This is a genomic window from Streptomyces fragilis, assembly GCF_003112515.1.
Lineage (GTDB): Bacteria > Actinomycetota > Actinomycetes > Streptomycetales > Streptomycetaceae > Streptomyces > Streptomyces fragilis.
Genome location: NZ_BEVZ01000009.1, coordinates 17,496 through 35,821, shown reverse-complemented (window position 1 = coordinate 35,821; position 18,326 = coordinate 17,496). Strand labels below are relative to the sequence as shown.

17 protein-coding genes are annotated in these 18,326 nt (G+C 72.2%); 9 read left to right on the top strand and 8 right to left on the bottom strand.

The features are described from left to right. Nucleotides 1-22 precede the first annotated feature (22 nt). The 5 genes from Sfr03f_RS26430 (at nucleotide 23) to Sfr03f_RS26410 (ending at nucleotide 4,078) form a co-directional block, all read left to right on the top strand. The gene (locus Sfr03f_RS26430; RefSeq protein WP_042166983.1) at nucleotides 23-226 is read left to right on the top strand and encodes an MbtH family protein; all 204 of its coding nucleotides are present in this window, start codon (nucleotides 23-25) and stop codon (nucleotides 224-226) included. Nucleotides 227-335: 109 nt separating this feature from the next. Beyond that, entirely contained in the window at nucleotides 336-869 is a 534-nt protein-coding gene (locus tag Sfr03f_RS26425; RefSeq protein ID WP_108956694.1) for a GNAT family N-acetyltransferase, read from the top strand. 95 nt (nucleotides 870-964) lie between these two features. After that, nucleotides 965-1,756, top strand: coding sequence for a thioesterase II family protein (locus Sfr03f_RS26420; protein ID WP_108956693.1), 792 nt, complete (start codon nucleotides 965-967; stop codon nucleotides 1,754-1,756). A 129-nt stretch (nucleotides 1,757-1,885) separates the two neighbouring features. Beyond that, on the top strand, nucleotides 1,886-2,935 hold the full coding sequence (locus Sfr03f_RS26415) for an LLM class flavin-dependent oxidoreductase (RefSeq protein ID WP_108956692.1): 1,050 nt from the start codon (nucleotides 1,886-1,888) through the stop codon (nucleotides 2,933-2,935). Between the two features lie 87 nt (nucleotides 2,936-3,022). Continuing rightward, the gene (locus tag Sfr03f_RS26410) at nucleotides 3,023-4,078 is read left to right on the top strand and encodes an SLC5/6 family protein (RefSeq protein ID WP_108956691.1); all 1,056 of its coding nucleotides are present in this window, start codon (nucleotides 3,023-3,025) and stop codon (nucleotides 4,076-4,078) included. Nucleotides 4,079-4,318: 240 nt separating this feature from the next. Here Sfr03f_RS26410 and Sfr03f_RS26405 read toward each other — a convergent pair whose 3' ends face one another. The 4 genes from Sfr03f_RS26405 to Sfr03f_RS26390 are packed head-to-tail and all read right to left on the bottom strand — an operon-like array spanning nucleotide 4,319 to nucleotide 8,063. Beyond that, complete coding sequence (locus Sfr03f_RS26405) at nucleotides 4,319-5,716, bottom strand: NAD(P)/FAD-dependent oxidoreductase (RefSeq protein ID WP_108956690.1); 1,398 nt, start codon at nucleotides 5,714-5,716, stop codon at nucleotides 4,319-4,321. Further along, a complete protein-coding gene (locus Sfr03f_RS26400; RefSeq protein WP_108956689.1) occupies nucleotides 5,713-6,852 on the bottom strand; it encodes an MAB_1171c family putative transporter in 1,140 nt (379 codons plus the stop codon). The genes Sfr03f_RS26405 and Sfr03f_RS26400 overlap by 4 nt, the downstream gene beginning before the upstream one ends. 27 nt (nucleotides 6,853-6,879) lie before the next feature. Further along, the gene (locus tag Sfr03f_RS26395; protein WP_372514398.1) at nucleotides 6,880-7,452 is read right to left on the bottom strand and encodes a toxin-antitoxin system, toxin component; all 573 of its coding nucleotides are present in this window, start codon (nucleotides 7,450-7,452) and stop codon (nucleotides 6,880-6,882) included. Next, a complete protein-coding gene (locus Sfr03f_RS26390) occupies nucleotides 7,449-8,063 on the bottom strand; it encodes a hypothetical protein (protein ID WP_159105740.1) in 615 nt (204 codons plus the stop codon). Before Sfr03f_RS26390 ends, Sfr03f_RS26395 begins: the two co-directional genes overlap by 4 nt. Before the next feature lie 93 nt (nucleotides 8,064-8,156). On the opposite strand from Sfr03f_RS26390, the gene Sfr03f_RS26385 reads away from it, so the two are divergent. Continuing rightward, nucleotides 8,157-8,987, top strand: coding sequence for a barstar family protein (locus Sfr03f_RS26385; protein WP_245967773.1), 831 nt, complete (start codon nucleotides 8,157-8,159; stop codon nucleotides 8,985-8,987). A gap of 34 nt (nucleotides 8,988-9,021) precedes the next feature. Here Sfr03f_RS26385 and Sfr03f_RS26380 read toward each other — a convergent pair whose 3' ends face one another. After that, complete coding sequence (locus tag Sfr03f_RS26380; RefSeq protein ID WP_108956686.1) at nucleotides 9,022-9,720, bottom strand: hypothetical protein; 699 nt, start codon at nucleotides 9,718-9,720, stop codon at nucleotides 9,022-9,024. A 526-nt stretch (nucleotides 9,721-10,246) separates the two neighbouring features. On the opposite strand from Sfr03f_RS26380, the gene Sfr03f_RS26375 reads away from it, so the two are divergent. After that, a complete protein-coding gene (locus Sfr03f_RS26375; RefSeq protein ID WP_108956685.1) occupies nucleotides 10,247-11,644 on the top strand; it encodes a glycoside hydrolase family 43 protein in 1,398 nt (465 codons plus the stop codon). Nucleotides 11,645-11,756: 112 nt separating this feature from the next. Next, nucleotides 11,757-14,087: a beta-L-arabinofuranosidase domain-containing protein gene (locus tag Sfr03f_RS26370; protein WP_108956684.1), complete on the top strand. Its 2,331-nt coding sequence runs from the start codon at nucleotides 11,757-11,759 to the stop codon at nucleotides 14,085-14,087. Nucleotides 14,088-14,342: 255 nt separating this feature from the next. Here the strand turns inward: Sfr03f_RS26370 and Sfr03f_RS26365 are convergent, their stop codons facing one another. Continuing rightward, nucleotides 14,343-15,266 carry a GNAT family protein gene (locus Sfr03f_RS26365; protein WP_108956683.1) on the bottom strand — a complete coding sequence of 308 codons (924 nt, stop codon included), beginning with the start codon at nucleotides 15,264-15,266 and terminating at the stop codon, nucleotides 14,343-14,345. A 430-nt stretch (nucleotides 15,267-15,696) separates the two neighbouring features. Between Sfr03f_RS26365 and Sfr03f_RS26360 the strand changes: the two genes are divergently transcribed. After that, complete coding sequence (locus tag Sfr03f_RS26360; protein WP_108956682.1) at nucleotides 15,697-16,239, top strand: hypothetical protein; 543 nt, start codon at nucleotides 15,697-15,699, stop codon at nucleotides 16,237-16,239. Nucleotides 16,240-16,291: 52 nt separating this feature from the next. Here the strand turns inward: Sfr03f_RS26360 and Sfr03f_RS26355 are convergent, their stop codons facing one another. Both Sfr03f_RS26355 and Sfr03f_RS26350 read right to left on the bottom strand, forming a co-directional pair. Continuing rightward, on the bottom strand, nucleotides 16,292-17,116 hold the full coding sequence (locus tag Sfr03f_RS26355; protein ID WP_108956681.1) for a DUF1684 domain-containing protein: 825 nt from the start codon (nucleotides 17,114-17,116) through the stop codon (nucleotides 16,292-16,294). Nucleotides 17,117-17,251: 135 nt separating this feature from the next. Beyond that, entirely contained in the window at nucleotides 17,252-18,175 is a 924-nt protein-coding gene (locus tag Sfr03f_RS26350; RefSeq protein ID WP_108956680.1) for an LLM class F420-dependent oxidoreductase, read from the bottom strand. Between the last annotated feature and the right edge of the window lie 151 nt (nucleotides 18,176-18,326).

The following is an 18,326-nucleotide window of genomic DNA, read 5'->3' as shown; positions in this document are numbered from 1 at the left end:
GCTGACGACGGAAGGCACGGACATGGACGAGAACACCCGCTACCAGGTGCTGCGCAACGACGAGGAGCAGTACTCCCTGTGGCCCGTCGACGTCGAGGTACCCGCCGGCTGGCAGCCGGTCGGCAAGGAGGGCACCGAGGCGGAGTGCAGCGCCTACGTCGACGAGGTCTGGACCGACATGCGGCCGCGCAGCCTGCGGGAGCGCATGGAGAACGCCGAGGCCTGACCCGGCGCCGCACCCGGGGCGCGCGGGCACGACGACCGTGCCCGCGCGCCCCGGGGCCCGCCGCCGTGAAACCCGCGCGGAGATGCGTGACCGCCGTGAAGGACGCCACATGAGCCAGGGGGACCTCGTGAAGACGCCCGTTCTGTACACCGAACGACTGCAGTTCCTGCCCTACCGCCCGGCCGACGAGGACCTCTTCGTCGCCCTCCTGCGCGACGAGGCGGTATGCCGCTGGATGGGGCAGGAAAGGGTGCCCGAGGAGGACATCCGCGCCCTGTTCCGGTCCATCCTCACCGAGGTCTACCCGCGACAGCTGTTCGACGTCTGGGGCCTGTGGCTCGACGGGACGTACGTCGGCCACGCCGAGGCGAAGAGGACCGGCAACGTCGATGGTCACGAGCTCGTCACCGCCCTCGCCCCGTCCTACTGGGGCAAGGGACTGGGCACCGAGACCGTCCGCGGCCTGGCCCGGCACGCCGCCGACAACCTCGGCCTGACCGAGGTCTACGGCATGATCGGCGCGGACAACACCGCCAGCCTGGCCATGAGCCGCAGGCTCGGCTTCCGCCCGCTGCGGGAAGTGGTGGCCGAGGACGGCTCGGTCACCGTGGTGATGGTGCTGCCGGTCACCCCCTCCGCATGACGGGAACCGCCGGCCGGGAAGGCGGCCGGCCCCCGCGGACCACCGAGGCTCCGGGCGGAGCACCGCCCGGAGCGACACGAAAGGGCGGAACAGCGATGACCCTCCGCGGACACGGCGCCGCGCCGGCATGGACCGGCACCAGCAGCCGCTGGCTGCGCCACCACCCGGTTGAGGACCCCCGGCTGCGGCTGGTGTGCCTCCCGCACGCGGGCGGCACCGCCACGGCGTACTCCGGCTGGCCGCCGCTGCTGCCCGCCGGGGTGGAGCTGCTGGCCGTCCAGTACCCGGGCCGGCAGGACCGCCTCGCCGAACCCTGCGAGACGTCCATGGCCGCCCTGGCCGACGCGGTCACGGACGCCCTCACCGACCGTCTCGACCTGCCCGTCGCCCTGTTCGGGCACAGCATGGGCAGCGCCGTCGCCTACGAGGTGGCGCTCCGGCTGCGCGACCGCGCCGACGCGGAGGTCGTCGCGCTGCTGGTGTCGGGGCGGTGCGCCCCGCACCGTCGGCGCCCCACGCCGTTCCCGCTCGACGACGCCGGGCTGCTCGCGTCGGTCGCGCGCCTGGCCGGTCCGGAGGCCTGGGCCTACGAGCATCCCGACCTGCGCGACCTGCTCCTGCCGTCCCTGCGGGGCGACCACCGGCTGCTGGACGCCTACCGCCCCGACCCGCCGGCCGAGCGCCTGCGGACACCCGTCACGGCCTACGGCGGCGACCGCGATCCCGTCTGCCCGGAGGCGGACCTGGGCACCTGGGCCGAGGTCACCGACGGCGGCCTGGAGACCGTCGTCCTGCCCGGCGGCCACTTCTTCCTCCGCGAACAGCAGGCGGCGCTCCTCGCCCACCTGGGCTCCCGCCTGGCCCCGCACCTCGGGAGCCGCCGCTGATGCCCGCCGGGGGAGACCCGCCGGCGCGGGGAGAGCCACGGGCGCGGGGAGACCCGCGGGCGCGCGGAACAACCGTGCCCCGCGGGGGGTTCGCCCGGGTGACGTCACCCGAACGAAGCGAGGAGTCCCATGCCCCCCGTCCCGGACACCGGCGCCGGCCCCCGGCCGCTGCGCAAGCTCGGCTTCCTGACCATCGGGCTGTTCGACGAGGCCGATCCGCGCGCCGGCCACGAGGACACGCTGCACCTGATCGAACTGGGCGAGCGCCTCGGCCTGGACAGCGCCTGGCTGCGCCACCGCCACCTGCAGCACGGCATCTCCTCGCCGGTGGCGGTGCTGGCCGCCGCCACCCAGCGCACCCGCCGCATCGAGCTGGGCACCGCCGTCACCCCGCTGGGCTGGGAGAACCCGCTGCGCCTGGCCGAGGACCTGGCCACCGTGGACATCCTCTCCGGCGGCCGCCTCAACCCCGGCGTCAGCGTCGGCCCGCCGGTCCACTGGCAGGACGTCAAGGACTCCCTCTACCCGGACACCGGCGACGCCGAGGACTTCGGGTACGACCGGGTGCGCCGCCTGCTCGACCTGGTCGCCGGGCGGCCCGCGTCACGCTTCAGCGGGACGGAGGGCATCGAGGTCTACTCCGACCGGGTCCAGCCCCATTCCCCCGGTCTCCGTGAGCGCCTGTGGTACGGCGGCGGCAGTCTGCGCTCCGCGCGGTGGGCGGGGGAGCAGGGCATGAACTTCCTGACCAGCAGCGTCGTCAAGGCCGAGGGACCGGACGCCGGCGACCTGGACTTCGACGCGGTGCAGCTGTCCCACATCCGTGCCTTCCGGGCCGCCCACCCGCTCGGCGGGGCGGCCCGCGTCTCGCAGGGACTGGTCGTCGTGCCGACCGACGGCGCGTCCGCCGCCCAGCGCGAGCGCTACGAGGAGTACGCCCGGGCGCGGCTCCCCCGCACCCGCTCCCCGCAGGGACCTGCCCGGCTCATGTTCGCGCCGGACCTGGTCGGGCCCAGCGAGCAACTGGCCGAACGGCTCCTCTCCCTGGCCTCGTACCGGGCGGTGGACGAGGTGGCCTTCGCCCTGCCGTTCACCTTCGCCCGGGAGGACTACGAGCAGATCCTCACCGACCTCGCGACCCGGCTGGGCCCCCTCCTCGGGTGGCGTCCGGCCGGCTGAGCCGGACGCACCTGGGCGGCCCCACCCGTTCCCCCACCCGGCGGCCCCGGCCTGCGGACCGACGGCCCGACGCCCAGGCTGGGGATCATGAGCAGCAGTGGTGGAGCGCCCGGCAGGTCCACGTTCGCCGAAGAGGTCAAGGACGCGGTGCGGCCGCGGTCGGCACTGCTCGTCCTGGGCGTGCTGGCGCTCGGGGTGCTGTTCATCGCCTCGTACGCCGGCGCCTTCCACGAGCCGAGACCCCGGGACATCGCCTTCGGCGTCGTCGCCCCGCAGGGCGGCGACCGCCTGGCGCGGCAGCTGGACGCGCTGCCCGGCTCCCCCCTCGACGCCCGGCCGCTCGCCTCGGCCGAGGAGGCGCGACGGCGGATCGAGGACCGGACGATCTACGGCGCCCTCGTCGTGGACCCGCGCGGCACCACCGACCGGCTGCTGGTCGCGAGCGGGGGCGGCGCCCCGGTGGCGGACGCGCTGGAGGAGGTGGTCGGCCGCGCGCAGGCCCGCCAGGGACGCCAGGTGCGCACCGTGGACCTGGTCCCCGTCGAACGGGGCGACGCGCGCGGGCTGTCGTCGTTCTACCTGGTCGTCGGCTGGTGCGTGGGCGGCTACCTGTGCGCCGCGATCCTCGCGGTGAGCTACGGCGCCAGGCCCGCCAACCTCCGCCGTGCGGTGATCCGGCTGCTGACGCTGGCGGTGTACTCGGTGCTGCTCGGGCTGCTGGGCGCGGTGGTGATCGGCCCCGTGCTGGGCGCGATGCCGGGCAGCACGACGGGGCTGTGGTGGCTCGGCGCGCTGGTGGTGTTCGCCACCGGCGCGGTCACCTTCGCCTTCCAGGGGGCGCTGGGCGTCATCGGCATCGGGCTCACCGTCCTGGTGGTCGTCATCGCCGGCAACCCGAGCGCGGGCGGCGCCTACCCGTACCCGCTGCTGCCCCCGTTCTGGCGGGACATCGGCCCCGCCCTCATCCCCGGAGCCGGCACCTGGACCGCCCGGTCCATCGGCTACTTCGGCGGCCGGGCCGTCACCGGGCCGCTGCTGGTCCTCGGCGCCTGGGCACTCGCCGGGACCCTGCTGACGCTGCTCTTCTCGGTGCTGCGCGTCGGACGCCGCGCGGTGGAGGAGAGCGAGGCCCCGCAGCGCTGACCGGAGCGTCGGCCGCGCCTGCGGGGACGGGGGGACAGCCGTGATCGTGCGGTCGTCGGACAGCTCATCGACGACCCCCACCCGCGACGACCGCCCGCCGGTGATTCCACCGCCGGCACCGTCCCCGCGGTGCGACCGGCGCGTACGATCGGCGCACTCAGGGGGTAGGGCCCCGCACTTCACTCGTAAGGGGCCCGAGAGGCTTGCACAATTGGGCAAGAACGATCTTGCGGCTGGTCCCTAGTTCCGGATGGCCTGCCATTCCTCGGCGGTGAGCGGGGGGTGCTGCAGCGAGGGCTTGAGCGGGCCGCGGGCGGCAGCGATCAGTGTGTCGGGGCTGAGCAGTCGGGCGGGTCCGGCTTCCAGGGTCATGACGTCGGTGACAGCGCGTGCCACACGGCCGGATCCGGTCGCGGTGTGGATGAGACGGTCGATGTACCGCGCGGCCAGGCGCTCGACGACGGTCGGGCCGTTCTCCGAGGCGCCGGGGAAGAAGACGTCGGATCCGGTGGCGAACGTCCATGCCGTCTCGAGGTGCCGGGTGATGCCCTTCTGGACGTGCCGGGCGAGGTCCGGGGCGGCCCAGCCGCGTCGGCGGAGGGTGTCGCGGAGAGTCAGGGCGCTCTGTGCGGCGACGGACATGCCGTGGCCGTAGGTCGGGTTCGTCGCGGCGACGGCGTCGCCCAGGACGAGCAGACCGCGCGGCATGCGGGTCTTCTCGTAGTAGCGGCGCTGGTTCACCGTCGTGCGGCTGAGCGTCACGTCCGTGAGCGGCTGGGCGTGCACAAGCGCCTCGGCGATCAGGGGGTGCCGCAACTGCTGGGCGAACTCCTCGAAGCCCTTGGGGTCCCGGGGCGGTTCGGCGCCGCGGGTCCCGGACAGGGTCACCAGCCACCGGTCGTCCTCGATGGGCTGGATGGCTCCGCTGCGGGCGGGCCCGCCGCTGCGGGGGTCGGCCTGGATGTTGATGATCGGCCACACCGCGGGCGTCTTCGGAGGTGCCTGGTAGGTGCGGCTCGCATAGACGAGGCCGGAGTCGACTTCGCGGGCTGTGGGCCCGTCGAGCCCGAGGTCGAGCAGCCAGTGGGGGGTGCGTGAGGCGCGGCCGCCGGCGTCGACGACCAGGTCGGCGTTCAGCGTCTCCTCCTCGCCGGCGGCGTTCCGGATCCGGACGCCGGTCACGGCGGCAGCATCACCGACCAAGCCTAGGACCTGGGTCCGCTGCAACACCGTGATCGCAGCCGCGTTGCCGGCGAGGACCTGACCGCGGATGACCCAGTCCAGGAGGTCGCGGCTGCAGCTGATCGAGTAGTGGCTGTCGTCCCACCGGCGATACCAGCCGGCGGGGCTGTAGGCGACCATGCCGGAGGTGAGCGGTATGCGGCGCGCGCCGTGGGCCTGCAGCTCGGCCAGCGTGCCCGGCAGGAGCTGCTCCACGGCGCCGGCCCCGCCGGACCACAGGTTGTGGAGATGGCGTGCCTGGGGCAAGTTCTTGCGGGGCTCGGGCACCGTCGGCAGGGTGTCGCGCTCGACGATGGTGACGGCCGCGTCGCCGGCGAGGGCCCGCGCGGCAAGGAAGCCCGCCAGGCCCCCTCCGATGACCACGGCTTGACGGGTGCTGCTGGCTCTGCCGCTCATGGCGTGCTCTTTTCCGGTACGGGAGGGATGCCGACGGGCCGGCGCAAGGCCCTGGATATGGCCGTGAGATCGTGCAGCCCGTCGTACGCCGTCCGGCCGGTCCGCGGCTGTCCGGGGGTGGAGGTCTGCATGGTGGCGACGGCCGCCACGATGGCGGCCGCGTCGCCCTGGGCGTCGGCCTCGGCCGGCGTGCTGCCGGCGGCCAGACAAGCCGCGCGGGTGCGCTCCCGCAGGCCGGCGTCGAGGAACGGGGCGAGGTGGCGCAGGGCGTCCCGGATGACGGTCTGGCGGCGCGTGAGACGCAGGTCGATGGGCGACCACCGGCCGAGGGCCACGGGGGCGCTCGCGGTGGGGACCGGGCCGAGGGCCTTGGCCAGCGGGCCGAGAGCCCGATGGTCGCGGCGTACCGTCAGCCGGTGCGAGATGTGCGCGCCGAGGTGGGGCAGGATGAAGCCGAGTGCGATCAGCACGCCGACGAGGGCGGCGATGAGCGGCGCCAACTGCGTGTTCATCCAGTCCAGGCGGCTGTTGCCGAACCAGTGGGCGACGACCGGTGTGAGCTTGGCGAAGTCGTACGCCAGGTTCGCGGCGTAGCCGACGCCGAGGAGGACGACGCCGGGGTGCAGCCACCCTGTGCCCCTGACCCGGTTCTCCCACGTCCACAGCAGTCCGGACGTGATGACGACCGCCACCATGTGACCGGTCAGGTAGAGCACGATCATCTCGCGGATGAACGGGGTGGTGGCGTAGTAGGTGTCGAAGTCCTGGAGGCGTTCGACGTCGGCGTCGCCGAGGGCGAACAGCACCCACAGCGCGACCAGGACAGCGCCGTATCCGGCGTACACCCAGTAGCCGGCGCGTCGGACGGTCCGGGGTGTGCCGCCGCGCCACCGGATGATGAGCAGCAGGCAGACGGCGCAGAACCCGGTGAGCAGGCTGTATACCCACGGGGCGGACACGTTGGTGATACCGACCGTCTCGTTGACGACCGCGATGGTGGCGGGCTGGGCGAAGATGAAGACGCCGCAGGCGGCGGCGAGCAGGCCGCCGACCTGCCGCAGCAAGGGGTTGCGGCCGGCGCGGATGACGGTCGGGAGCTTGTAGAGCAGTGAGGCGACCAGGATGATCGCCGTCACTGCGTACGGGTGCGTAAGGACCACTGCCTATCCCTTGGGACCGGGGTAGCCGAGGGACGTGTCGATGCGCTGGGCGATGTCGTCCAGTGGAGTGGCACCGGTCCCTTCGTCGAGCCAGTTCCGCATGCGGGTGCCGAGGAGGAGTCCGAAGCCTTCAGCGTCCCGCTCGTCGGCGGCGTGGGAGTGGCTGCGCGCGGCGACCCGCCGGACGGCTTCGAGCAATGCCGGTTCGGAGGTCAGGACGGTGCGGGCGGCTACTGCGGCCTCGCCGACCTGGTGCCCGCAGTGCCCGGCGACCATGTGCCACAGCTCGTGCCCGAGCACGACCAGTTGGTGGTCGGCGTCGAGGCCCTCCTCGATGACGATGACGTCCTGGTCGGCCAGGTCGAGCCACAGGCCGGTGGTGTCGGCGATCTCGGGAGGAAACGGCCGGACGGCGAGTGCGACCGGGCGGCCGCGGCGCTCGCTCATGGCGTCGCAGAGCGCCCGGAAGACGACTTCGGGAGCGGCCGGCACGTCGACGCGCGCTACGACGGCCTTGCTCAGCTCGGTCATCAGCCGACGCTGCGCCTTGCTCGTGGTCCTGGGGGTGGACCTCATCCGCCTTCTCCTCCTTCCAGCCGGGCGAGGGGCTCCTCGACCGTAGCCAGGCTCTCGCGGATGCCGGCCACCATGTGGGCGACGGCGCCCAAGTGGTCACCGCCCCAGTTCGGGCCGCGGCCGGCGACGTGCCGCACACCGAGGGCCGCGAGGATCCGCTCCGGGTCGGCCTTGACCTCGAGGTCGAACACGATCTTGCCGAGCTCGCGGTTGAGGGCGTCGGCTGGCGTCGCGGTGAGGAAGTCGGAGGGGACTCCGTAGTACTGGCAGAGGACGTGCCCTGCGGTGAGGCTCGGGTTGGCCTGCCCGGCGACGATCTTCTTCGTCCAGGTCGGCGTCGCGTTGAGGGCGGCCGCGATGTCTCGGATGTCCGCCGGCCGTCCGTCGAGGTCGGTCCGCGATTCGTACAGGTGGCAGACTCGTCGTCTCACCCGGTCGTCCGGGTCGTCAAGGGGGACGTGCTCCCCGTTGAGCAGGGCCCGGACATCCGGCTCGGAGACGCCGGTGTTGGTGACCAGGCCGGGTATGTGAGTCTCGGTGTCGAGGCCGCACTCGGCCAACAGTTCGCGGTAACGCACTCGCGTGCGGTCCAAGGGGTGTGGCTCGCTCAAGGCGATTTACCTTCCAGGGCACGGCATCTGACGAAGGGTCGAACGGGTTTACGGGTCGAACCTATGGCTTACGGTAGGCGCAGAACCAGGATCGTGAATGAATCACCAGGCCACGACGGCGGGGGATACCGCTACGCGCTGACCTCGGACGAGGACGACGCCGACTTCTGGGGCCCCTCCCACGAGGCCCAGGGGCTGTTCACGCCGCTCCCGGGCGAGGAGGATGGGGCGCGTCAGGTGCTCCTCGCGGGCTGTCGCCCGCGAGGAGGCCTGCTGAGGAGCACCGGTCACCTCGGCCGCCAGCGCGCCTCGGCCGGCAACGCCGACCTCGATCTCCTCGACGCGGACGGCACGGTCATGGGGTCGTACTTCGTCAACGACGTCACCGTCGTCGACGCCCGGCCCTCCGCCCGCGGAGCCGATCTCCTCGACCTCACGGTCACGCTGTGGTGCGAGAACGCCCTGCCCGGAGCGGAACCGGTGTGGGACCTGATCCGTGAGGGCCGGCTGGACCGGACGGGCCTGTGGCGCGACCTCACCCCCGAGGGCCGACACGCCTGGCTGTCGGTGGCGCTGTGGTCCCGGGAGTACCGCCACCGGGGGAGGCCCGACGCCCCCGCGGGCCAGGTCCTCACCCTCGACGGCCGGGACATCGTCGACGAGGAGAGCTTCTACTGCGCGCTCGGCGAGGCCGTCAACGGACCCTGCGGCTACTTCGGCCGGAACCTCGACGCTCTGGACGACTGCCTGCGCGGCCGCTGGGGTGCCACCGTGCCGTTCACCCTGTATTGGGACCACTCGGCCGAGTCCGTGGCCCGCCTGTCGACACCCCGGCCGACCCCGCAGGGCGACAGTGGCGTGGTCCCGTTCCCCGTCATCCTGGAGATCTTCGCGGACCATGGCGTGGAGGTCGTCCTCCGTTGACGTCACCGAACCAGGGCTTCCGGCGCTGCGACGGTCAGGGGCGGCCCAGCTCCGGGTAGTAGGTCCTCTGGTAGGCCGACAACTGGGAGAGGGCCAGCTCCCCCGCGCCCCCGCAGACGGGGCACACGCGCCGCGCGGCGCACTGGGGGCAGCGGCTGCGCCCGTGCGGCTCACTCGGCAGCCACCCGCGGCCCCCGCAGCAGTCGCAGGCACCGAGGCCGTCGCATTCGTAGCAGAGCAGGTGGCCGGGCGTGAGGGCCGCGGCCGTCCGGACCGGCTCCGGCCACCGGAACGCCTGCGCCTCGTACAGGGCCGTCACCGGGGTCCGCCCGATGAACAGCACGGCGGAGCCGTACGCGTCCACGCGAACCTCGATGAGGTTGCCGTCGGGGTGGCGGGCGGTCAGGAGATACCGGTCACCCGTGTCGTCGGTGGCCCACTCCAGCTCCGCGTACTCCTCCGGCTCCGGGACGTCCCAGCCGGCTCGGGCGAGCAACCTCGCCGCACGCGGCACGATGCCGGCGGCGGCGATCCCGGCGGGGCGGTGCCCGCGGAACGAGAGGGAGTACCGGTACCCCAGGGGCTCGTGCCAGTCGACGACCGCGGGCTCGCGGAGTACGAGCGAGTCGAGGTCGGCGCCCGGAGTGAGGGTCTGGACCAACGACGCCAGCTGCGCGCGAAGGTCCCGCCCGAGCCGGTCCAACTCCGCCCGCGCGCCGGGTATGTCCGCCACGGGAGCCTCTTCCCTCAGTCCGGAAGGGGCATCCTACGCAAGGGGGAACGACCGGTACACCGGTTGAGGCGCGCCGCCGACCGCCGCTACGCCGTGCGCGCCGACCGGACGAGGTCCCCCCGCTGAGGGCGGGGGACGGGAGAAGGAAACGGCCGCACGACGCTATTCGGCCGGGACTGAGCTCCGCTCACCCTTGTGAGCGCTAACATGCGGCCCCGCTTGAGCTGGAGTGATGGCCTGTCCCGTGAGTGATGGACGGTTGCCCCTGCGCCACCCCACCGGCCCGTCTTGACGCACGACCCTTGCCCCGCGGAACTGTTAGCGCTCACACTGACTGCCGGACGCCCCACCGCGCTCGAGGTCACTCTCGGGCGCGGCCTGTCGTGACCGCGTCACAAGCTGCGCGACCCCGCTCCCTCCCACCGCACCGGCTCTCCCGTGCCGGCTCCTCGTGCGTGCGTGTGTCTGTGTGTATGCGCGAACCGAGAACCGACCGGACCCGAGCCCGACAACGACTGGAGAGCGCATGAATCTCAGCAGGCGATCGTTCGGTCTGGCCGCGGCGGGCGCCGCGCTCGGAGCCCTCGCGCCCGTCGCCCGCGCGACGGCCGCGACGCCCTCCGCCGCGGCAGCGGCCAACACGGCCTACGCCATGGTCTACTTCACCGAATCCCCGAACGGCCAGGGCGCGGACTACGGCCTGCACCTGGCGGTCAGCCGGGACGGACTCAACTGGACCCCGCTGAACCAGAACCGTCCCGTCGTCACCCCGACCGCCGGCGAACAGGGCCTGCGCGACCCGTTCGTCCTCCGCAAGCAGGACGGCACCTTCGTGGTGCTCGCCACCGACCTCAAGGGCACCGACTTCACCCGCTGGAGCCAGTACCTGCACGTGTACGACTCGACGGACCTGAGCGCGTTCACCGGCTACCGCCGCCTCCGGATGCACACGTCGAGCAGCCACACCTGGGCGCCGACCGCCTTCTGGGACGCCCCGAGGGGCCAGTACGGCATCGTCTACTCGGCGGTCGACGGCGGACGCGACGTCCTGATGGCCAACTGGACGACCGACTTCCGCTCGGTCGGCCCGCCCCAGGTGTACTTCAGCCCCAGCTTCGGCGTCCTGGACGGCGATGTCGTCGTCGACGGGGGCACCACCTACCTGTACTACAAGAACCTCGCCGACGGTCTGCTCTACGGGGCGAGGTCCTCCACCGGTGCGCCCAACAGCTTCACCACCTACACCAGCGGGCTCAGGCAGGGCAACGCCATCGAGGCGCCCCTGCTCGCCAGGAACAACGACGGCGGCTGGCGGCTGTGGGGAGACTCGTTCAGCCCGGTCAACAACGACTACTACGCCTGGTCGCAGGCGAACATCGGCTCCAACTCCTGGGCGCCGATGAACCAGCGCGACTACACGCCTGCGCTGAACTCCAAGCACGGCTCCGTCATCGGCATCACCGACGCCGAGTACACGGCCGCCGTCAGCCGCTGGGGCGCTCCCGCGTGGGTGCGGCTGAAGTCCTACAACTTCCCCGACCGCTTCGTACGCCACGCGGACCGGGCGGGACGCCTCGACGCCTACCCCTTCGACCCGTACCAGGACCAGATGTGGCGGATGGTCCCCGGGCTCGCCTCCTCCTCGGGCGTCTCCTTCGAGTCCGTCAACTATCCCGGCAACTACCTGCGGCACTACGACTACGCCGTGCGTCTCGACCCGGACGACGGCACCGCCACCTTCCGGGCGGACGCGACCTTCCAGCGGACGGCGGGCCTCGCCGACTCCTCCTGGACGTCGTTCCGCTCCCACAACTTCCCCACGCGCTACCTGCGGCACAGCGCCTACCAGCTGCGCATCGACCCGATCGACTCCGCGTCCAGCGCCTCGGACCGGCAGGACGCGACCTTCCGCGTCACTCCGTAACCCGGAGCACTCCTCTCCTGCCAGGAGAGGTCCGAACCACCGGGACTCCACCTTCAACCACCAGGAATTCCGACGACCAGGAATTCCGACCACCAGGAAAAGAGGTCGCACGGTGTCCTTACCCGTCAGCAGACGGTCCCTCCTGCGGACCGCCGGGGCGGCGGCCGTCGCGGCGGCCGCCCAGCCCTTCCTCGGCGGCTCACCCGCACAGGCGGCCGTGATCCCCCCGGTGCGTGCCGACATCGGGGTCTCGGCCCATCCCTTCGCACTGGGCCAGGTCCGGCTGACCGCGAGCCGGTGGCTGGACAACCAGAACCGCACACTGAACTACCTGCGGTTCGTCGACGTCGACCGGTTGCTGTACAACTTCCGTGCCAATCACCGGCTGTCCACCAACGGGGCCTCGGCCAACGGCGGCTGGGACGCCCCGTCCTTCCCCTTCCGCACCCATGTGCAGGGGCACTTCCTCACCGCCTGGGCGCAGTCGTACGCGGTGACCGGCGACACGGTGTGCCGGGACAAGGCGACCCGCATGGTCGCCGAGCTGGCCAGGTGCCAGGCCAACAACGGCGCGGCCGGATTCGGCGCCGGATACCTCTCCGGGTTCCCCGAGTCGGACTTCACCGCGCTCGAGCAGCGCACCCTGTCCAACGGGAACGTGCCCTACTACGCCATCCACAAGACGCTCGCCGGCCTGCTGGACGTCTGGCGCCTGATCGGCAGCACGCAGGCCCGTGACGTGCTGCTCGCCCTCGCCGCCTGGGTCGACCGGCGCACCGGCGCGCTGAGCACCGCGCAGATGCAGGCGATGCTCGGAACCGAGTTCGGCGGCATGAACGACGTGCTGGCCGACCTGTACCAGCAGACCGGCGACGCACGGTGGCTCACGGCCGCGCGACGCTTCGACCACGCCTCGGTGTTCGACCCCCTGGCGTCCAACCAGGACCGGCTGAGCGGACTGCACGCCAACACGCAGGTCCCCAAGTGGATCGGTGCGGTACGGGAGTTCAAGGCCACCGGCACCACCCGTTACCGGGACATCGCCAACAACGCCTGGAACATCTGCGTCGGCGCACACACCTACGTCATCGGCGGCAACAGTCAGGCCGAGCACTTCCGCGCCCCGAACGCCATCGCCGGCTACCTGAACCAGGACACCTGCGAGAGCTGCAACACCTTCAACATGCTCAAGCTGACCAGGGAACTGTTCACGCTCGACCCCAGCCGGGGCGAGTGGTTCGACTACTACGAGCGGGCCTGGCTGAACCACATGATCGGCCAGCAGAACCCGGCCGACAGTCACGGACACGTCACCTACTTCACCCCGCTCAACCCGGGCGGCAGGCGGGGTGTGGGACCGGCCTGGGGCGGGGGGACGTGGAGCACGGACTACAACTCGTTCTGGTGCTGCCAGGGAACCGGCCTGGAGATGCACACCCGGCTGATGGACTCGGTGTACTTCCACAACGGCGACACCCTGACCGTCAACATGTTCGTGCCCTCGGTGCTGGACTGGTCGCAGCGCGGCATCACGGTCACCCAGACGACCTCCTACCCGGTGGGCGACACCACCACCCTGCAGGTCACCGGAAACGCCGGCGGCACCTGGCCGATGCGCATCCGCATCCCGGCCTGGACCCAGGGGGCCACCGTCAGCGTCAACGGCGCCGTCCAGAACATCCCGACCACGCCCGGCGGTTACGCCACCCTCACCCGCTCGTGGAGCGCCGGCGACACGGTCACCGTGCGCCTGCCCATGCGGGTCGTCCTGCGTGCGGCCAACGACAACCCGGACGTCGCCGCGGTCACCTACGGCCCGGTCGTCCTGTCCGGCAACTACGGCAACACCGCGCTCAGCTCCCTGCCGCGCCTGGACACGGCCACGATCAGGCGCACCGGCAGCACCTCGCTGGCCTTCACCGCCACGGCCAACGGCTCCACCGTCAACCTCGGACCGTTCCACGACGCGCACGGCCACAACTACACCGTCTACTGGAACACCGGATCGTCCGGCGGACCCTCGGGATCCGTCCGGCTGGCCAACGCGGCCAGCGGCATGGTCCTGGGCATCCAGGACATGTCCACGGCGGACGGTGGCCGCGCCCTGCAGTGGGACGACTCGGGCACGGCCGACCACGACTGGGAGGTGATCCCCGACGGTGACGCGGTCCGCCTCCGCAACGTGCACAGCGCCAAGGTGCTCGGCGTGCAGAACATGTCCACGGCCGACAACGCGACCGTCCTGCAGTGGGCCGACAACGGAACCGCCGACCACCGGTGGACGCTGCTGGCCCAGGGCGACGGGACCTACAAGATCCGCAACGTCCACAGCGGCAAGCTCCTCGGCATCGCCGGCAACTCCACCGCCCGCGGCGCCTTCGCGGTCCAGGCCCCCGACGACGGCTCCGCCGACAACCGCTGGCGCATCGTGAACAACACCTGAGGCGGCCTCCCGGCGGCCCGGGGCGCCCGGCGGCCCGACCCGCCCAGGCCACCCGAGGCGCCCGGGCCGCCCGAGGCGTCCGGCCGCCCATGGCGTCCGGCCGCCCATGGCGTCCCGGGACGCTCCCGTGGGCGCTGCCCCACCGGCTCGCGAACGAGCACCGCGGGGCGGCGCCGACACGGCGGCGCCGGTTCGGCGCGGGTCAGCCGCGGCGTCGCGTCCCGGTCCTCCCCACCGCTCCCGCCGGGCGTGGTCTCACAGCGGGCGGGTGAACATCTTCCGGTTGGCGAAGTTGCGGTAGCCGGCGCGCCGGAACGCCTTGCACATGCCGATGTTGCCCGCGTCGCAGTCCCCGCGGATCTCGCCGAAGCCCGCGTCGACCAGCACGTGCGTACCCCGGGCGACCACGGCACCGGCGTAGCCGCGGCCCCGGCCGGCCCTCGCGACCGCGACCAGACCGATCACCGCCGAGCCGGGCGTACGCGCCGGCATGCTGATCGCCACGGGCGTCTCCGCCGCGTCGTAGCCGATCTCGAACCAGCCGGGCCGGTGGTCCAGCTCCAGCATGTCGGCGACGTTGCGTTCGGCGGCGCCGCGCAGGCCGTGCTCGGCGACCTCGGCCTGGAAGATCGCGTCCGAGGTGTCGGCGAACGCGTCGGCCAGCAGCTCCACGAACGGCTCTTCGCCCAGGTCGGTCAGGGAACGCCAGTGCAGCCGCTCGTCCTGGGCCGGTATCGGGTCGCCCACGGTCCATGCGAATCGGCAGCCGTCGCGTGCGACGGTGAACCCGGCGCCGACGAGCAGCGTCTCGCGCAGCTGTGGATCCCGCTGGAACTGGGGAGCCTGCGCCGGCGTGTCCAGCACGTGCCCCTGGGTCCGCGCGCCGAGCTCGCGGGCCAGCCGGCCGGCGTACGTCAACAGCGCCCGGCCGGTGTCCGCGTCGCCCGGCTCCAGCAGCACGAGGTCCATCGGAACGTCCCGTCCGGGGATCGTCCACAGCACCACGTTGCCCGCCAACCGGCCGTCGCGCTCGGCCACCAGACACCACTCCGGCCGGGTGCACCCGCTCTCCAGCAGGCCCGTCAGGTAGGCGGCTGTGGCGGCATTGCGTTCGCCGTCGCCCGGAAAAACCGTCAGCGCGGGTAGCTCGTCGGGCCGCGCGGTACGGATCGTCAGCATGTTCGGTTCTTCCTTCATCGTCGCTCTTCGGCAGCGCATGCAGAGTACGTAGGAAATGCCGGCATGCCTGGGACGAGGCGAACACCGTTCTCGCCGGAATTCACGCAGGTGTGGATGACGGTGAGTCACGAGTCGGTCGGCCAATAGGTGAGCAAAAAGGACGTGCGCCGCAGCGGTGCCCGACCTCGGGCACATCGCCGATTCGGGAGGGCGCCGAACCGGGTTTCGCGCACCCCGGAGGTGGATTTGTCGGGACGCCCGACTCGGGGGAGACCGACGGCGGAAGCGCTCACGGTCCGTCGCCATGAGCACCGGCCTGAAGCCGTGCACGCGGCTGGTTTTCGAACATGATCTTTGACCGGAACGGCGGCCCGATGTTGACTCGCCGCTCGCCCCATTCCGACCGACCGGTTACAGCAAGGAGCAACGCATGCGTGCGTTCACCCGCTCGACATCCGTCATCACGACAGCACTCGCGGCGGTCTTCTTCACGGTGGGCGCGGCGCCGTCGTCCGCGCAGACGCAACCGCTCGTCTCCGCCAAGGCGAGCTCCCAGACCAAGGCCTTCGCGGAGGACAACGCGGAACTGGTCTCCGCGATGGCGACCGTGTGCGGTTCGGGGTACAGCCTCACCGCCGCCGACCCCATGCCCCTGGGCGTCGATCCCGGCATGCGTCTGGGCACACTGTTCAACTACGAGAACTCCGGCAGCACCTCGGCCTGCGCGATCCTCGACAACAACACCGGCGCCACCAGGTACATGGTGCTGGAGTCCTGCCCCTCGACCGGGCCCGAGCACTCCGACTTCTGTGATGTCGACAAGGGCGACTTCAGCCAGTACGCGGGTCCCACGTACACGAGCACCCAGGGGATCAACGGCAGATGCTGGTCGCACTTCACCTACATGAAGAACAGGACGACAGGCGTCACCGTCTTCAACAGCGGCATGACGTACGGGTGGATCTGCCCCTGAGCGAGGTCCGCGGCCATCGGCGGTCCGGCCGGCCGCCGATGGGCGAGGCGGTTCAGGAGCCGCCGCGCTCACGGGGGATCTTCTGGCCCGCTTCGACGGCCACCGGCAACCGGTTCTCGGCCGGCGGCAGCGGGCAGGTCGCCAGGTCCGTGTAGGCGCACGGCAGGTTCGTGGCGCGGTTGAAGTCCACGAGGACGGTGCCGTCGGCGGCGGGCGGCTCGACGATCAGAGACCGGTTGGCGGCGTAGGTGGTCACCCCGGAGGTCGCGTCGGTGAACAGCACCATCAGTCGGCCCGCACCACCGCCGGGGAACGCGGTCAGGGACAGCGTGCGCCCGTCGAGCGTGAACTCGATCCTGCCCGGTGCGTCGTAGACGTGCTCGAGGCCCTCGACCGCGGCACCGACGGTGGTCGGCCTGGGGGTGTCGAACGGGATGTACCGGCCCGTCACGGCCCAGCGCGGGTGGGGGGCGTAGGCGGGCGTTCCGCTGAAGGCGGTGCGCAGCGGGGCGTCCGGGTGCCGGGGGCGCAGGATGTCGTGGCCGCCGCGCCGTGCGATCTCGATGACGGCGTCTCCCCAGATCGCGTCGACGCCGCCGCGTTCGGGAAGTGCCCCGAAGCGGTGCTCACCCCGTACCGGGGTCCCGTCGACGACCAGTTCCTCGCCGTCGTCCAGTGCGACGACGACCCCTTCGGCGCCGGTGTGCCAGGCGCCGGGCGCGTCCGGGAAGCGCTGGGGCCGGTCGTCGAGCCAGTGCAGGCCGGTGACGGCCAGGAACCCGTGCGGGGCGGCGAGCCGGGCCTCCTGGGCGCGGTGCCACTCCCGCCAGCTCTCGGTGAAGGCGTGGAGCTCCGTCGACGTCGCCTCGGTGGTCATGCGTTTCTCCTTCGGTCGGGCGAGGAGGAACCTCGCGCAGGGGTGCGGGGGCCTGTCCGGCCACGGGCCGACGGATCGACGGGTGGACGGGCCGTCCAGCTGAAGGGCTGAGCGGCTGAGGGGCCGAGAGCGTACTCAGCCCGCCAGTTGGCCGAGGAGCGCCCAGGTGCGTCGCCGGTCCGCTTCTCCCGCGATCTCGGTGCTGGTGAACACGACCTCGGTGGCGCCTGCGTCGCGGTAACGCCGTATCCCGGCCTCGACCGCCTTCTCGTCACCGATCACGGCCACGTCGGCGGCCCGCCGGCCGCCGGAGAGTTCGATGGCGCGGGCGTAGGACGGGAACTGCTCGTAGAAGGCGAGGTTCTCGACGGCCTTCGCCCGCACCGTGTCCACGTCGTCCGTGACCACGCCGGGAACCAGGGCCACGACCCTGGGCGCGGGACGGCCGGCGGCCTCGGCGGCGGCGGTCAGGGCGGGAACGATGTGCTCGGCCAGGGCGCGCGGTCCCGCCAGGTAGGGGAGGATCCCGTCCGCCAGCTCACCGCTGGCCCTCAGGGCCTGTGGCCCCATCGCGGCGACGAGCAGGGGGACACCGCTCTCGGCACCCGGTACGCGCGCGGGGACGGGAGTGGTGGCGGTGAGCAGCTCACCGTGGAAGTCGGCCGTGCCGGTCTCCGTCAACTGCCGCAGCGCGGTCAGGAATTCGCGCAGACGGGCGATGGGGCGTGTGAAGGGCAGGCCGAAGGCGGTCTCCGTCAGCAGCTTGGTGCCGAGCGCCAGTCCGAGGTGGTAGCGGCCGTGGGTCGCGGCCTGGACGGTCTGGGCCTGGCCGGCGACGAGCAGGGGGTGGCGGCCGAAGACGGGGATCGCGGAGGTTCCGACGTGCAGTCCGGGGACCGCGCGTCCGACGATCGCCGCGAGCTGGGGTGAGTCCGCGCCGAGGGTCTGCCCGAACCAGGCGGATCGCAGGCCGAAGTCCGCCGCCTCCGCTGCCAGTTGTACGGTCGCGTCGACCTGGTTCGGCGCGTCGGACGCGTTGAGCGCTACTCCAACAGTCATGTCTGTCAGAACGGGCGTCGGCCGAGCCCGCATTCCGCGGTACGTGTGACAGCTTCTTGTCAGTCGTGTGTACGAGGACGGCCGGGGAGCCGGCGACGGCGCGGTCGGCCGAGGCCGCCGGCCCGTACGGCGGGGACGCGAGGGTGCCCGG

Coding starts and splice junctions, on each gene's coding strand:
- Sfr03f_RS26430 (WP_042166983.1), top strand. CDS start 23: ATGGACGAGAACACCCGCTACCAGGTGCTGCGCAACGACGAGGAGCAG.
- Sfr03f_RS26425 (WP_108956694.1), top strand. CDS start 336: ATGAGCCAGGGGGACCTCGTGAAGACGCCCGTTCTGTACACCGAACGA.
- Sfr03f_RS26420 (WP_108956693.1), top strand. CDS start 965: ATGACCCTCCGCGGACACGGCGCCGCGCCGGCATGGACCGGCACCAGC.
- Sfr03f_RS26415 (WP_108956692.1), top strand. CDS start 1,886: ATGCCCCCCGTCCCGGACACCGGCGCCGGCCCCCGGCCGCTGCGCAAG.
- Sfr03f_RS26410 (WP_108956691.1), top strand. CDS start 3,023: ATGAGCAGCAGTGGTGGAGCGCCCGGCAGGTCCACGTTCGCCGAAGAG.
- Sfr03f_RS26405 (WP_108956690.1), bottom strand. CDS start 5,716: ATGAGCGGCAGAGCCAGCAGCACCCGTCAAGCCGTGGTCATCGGAGGG.
- Sfr03f_RS26395 (WP_372514398.1), bottom strand. CDS start 7,452: ATGAGGTCCACCCCCAGGACCACGAGCAAGGCGCAGCGTCGGCTGATG.
- Sfr03f_RS26375 (WP_108956685.1), top strand. CDS start 10,247: ATGAATCTCAGCAGGCGATCGTTCGGTCTGGCCGCGGCGGGCGCCGCG.
- Sfr03f_RS26365 (WP_108956683.1), bottom strand. CDS start 15,266: ATGCTGACGATCCGTACCGCGCGGCCCGACGAGCTACCCGCGCTGACG.
- Sfr03f_RS26360 (WP_108956682.1), top strand. CDS start 15,697: ATGCGTGCGTTCACCCGCTCGACATCCGTCATCACGACAGCACTCGCG.
- Sfr03f_RS26355 (WP_108956681.1), bottom strand. CDS start 17,116: ATGACCACCGAGGCGACGTCGACGGAGCTCCACGCCTTCACCGAGAGC.
- Sfr03f_RS26350 (WP_108956680.1), bottom strand. CDS start 18,175: ATGACTGTTGGAGTAGCGCTCAACGCGTCCGACGCGCCGAACCAGGTC.